At 45.5% G+C, this 1,468-nt stretch carries 2 protein-coding genes; both read right to left on the reverse strand.

The window, feature by feature from the left end:
• Nucleotides 1–220: 220 nt before the first annotated feature.
• Nucleotides 221–715 carry a YbjN domain-containing protein gene (locus ACTIE0_RS24350; RefSeq protein ID WP_006626275.1) on the reverse strand — a complete coding sequence of 165 codons (495 nt, stop codon included), beginning with the start codon at nt 713–715 and terminating at the stop codon, nt 221–223.
• 41 nt (nt 716–756) lie between these two features.
• Nucleotides 757–1,468: class I SAM-dependent methyltransferase (locus ACTIE0_RS24355; protein ID WP_439517036.1), on the reverse strand; the 712-nt coding region annotated here is incomplete at its 5' end.

Here is a 1,468-nt window from a genome sequence, read left to right on the forward strand (position 1 = left end):
GGAATCTTTCTAAAAGCTTTGCGGGATACCGCCTCTGTTACCTTAACGGGTAATAGTGCTATCGTCGCATTGTCCGGCAATAGCCGGATAAATGTCGCGTAAATGTATCAGTTCCCCTAGAATTGATGGGGTAGGATCTGCAAAAAACCCCCATTAACTTCGCGCTAGGGGGATGTTGCAGAAACCCCAATCGTCAGTCATTTGGGCATCCCGGTCCATGTCAAGTAACAGGAATGCCAAATTCCTCTATCAGGATATCGTCATTATCATCGGCGATCGTCGCGACAATAGTAATAGCTCGCGATATTTCCCCCGGCGTAATGCCAGCTAAAGTGCGGGTAGTCAGAACTACCACCTGATTATTAGTGATGGCAAAATGGGATTCAAACGTCGAAAGCCAATTCATTTCCAGCAGCCTCTTCATCAGCTGATCCTCATTTTTGACTGGGAATTGCAGAATAGGAGACCACACCGTTAGCGTATCATCTTCCGTTTCTCCCGTCAGTTGTACAAACACTATTACACTGCCATACTGAAACTTCCAGAGATGACCCGCGTCACTCTGACCAACCATCGCTTTCTGGTCTTGGGCTAAACCCGCAATCACCGTTTCAATTTCTTCCCTGTAGCCAATACTAGAGCGATCGCTAATACTGATGTCGTCAGTCATATCTTCAGGCATAGTGTCCAGGTTAGTCTGATTTGTCGATGTCATAGCAAATCTGTTTATTAAGTGTTCTTGAGCCTATATTTACTCTATTTAACAGTATCACCTGCTAGAGTGTGCTTCTTGTGAGCGATCCAGTATTTACTCACAAAGTGCTGTTCCGTGCTAATTCCTTCAAATCCTACCTGAGAGAGGCGATCGCTCAAATCATCCGTAATATAATTGCGATAATAAGGCTCATGGAACATCACCGCAAAATTTTCCATCATCTCCTTCAACTCAGGACAATCAATAGCCTGAATCGAATCACAAATAACAAATACCCCTCCCGGTTGCAGTACCCGATAAGCCTCCTCAATCACCTTCTGACGCGCGAGTGGTGGCAGTTCGTGAAACAAAAACACAGAAGTAATACCATGGAAATAGTTATCCTGATACGGTAAAGCCTCAGCATTAGCTTGGATTAATTGAGGTAGTTCCCCCGGAATTCGCGATAACAATTGATTAGCCTTGCGTAAATAAGCCCCCGACAAATCCACCCCATATAAACTAGCCTTGGGAAAAGTAGCTCCCATAAACTTCAAAGTTCGACCCGTCCCACAAGCCACATCTAGCACCCGTAATTCCCTAGCCGAAACCCCCTCAAAACCCTGTAAACCACCTTTCAGAGGCGCTAATACCCGCCGCCTCATCGCATCTGCACCCCCATTAAACAGGATATCAACTGCTCTATAAAACTTAAACAAAACCGGACATAGCCGGATATTGATGTTTATTTCTGGCTTCGTCCGGGACTGTCGG

Source organism: Limnospira sp. (genome assembly GCF_051859755.1).
Lineage (GTDB): Bacteria > Cyanobacteriota > Cyanobacteriia > Cyanobacteriales > Microcoleaceae > Limnospira > Limnospira fusiformis.

Coding starts and splice junctions, on each gene's coding strand:
- ACTIE0_RS24350 (WP_006626275.1), bottom strand. CDS start 715: ATGACATCGACAAATCAGACTAACCTGGACACTATGCCTGAAGATATG.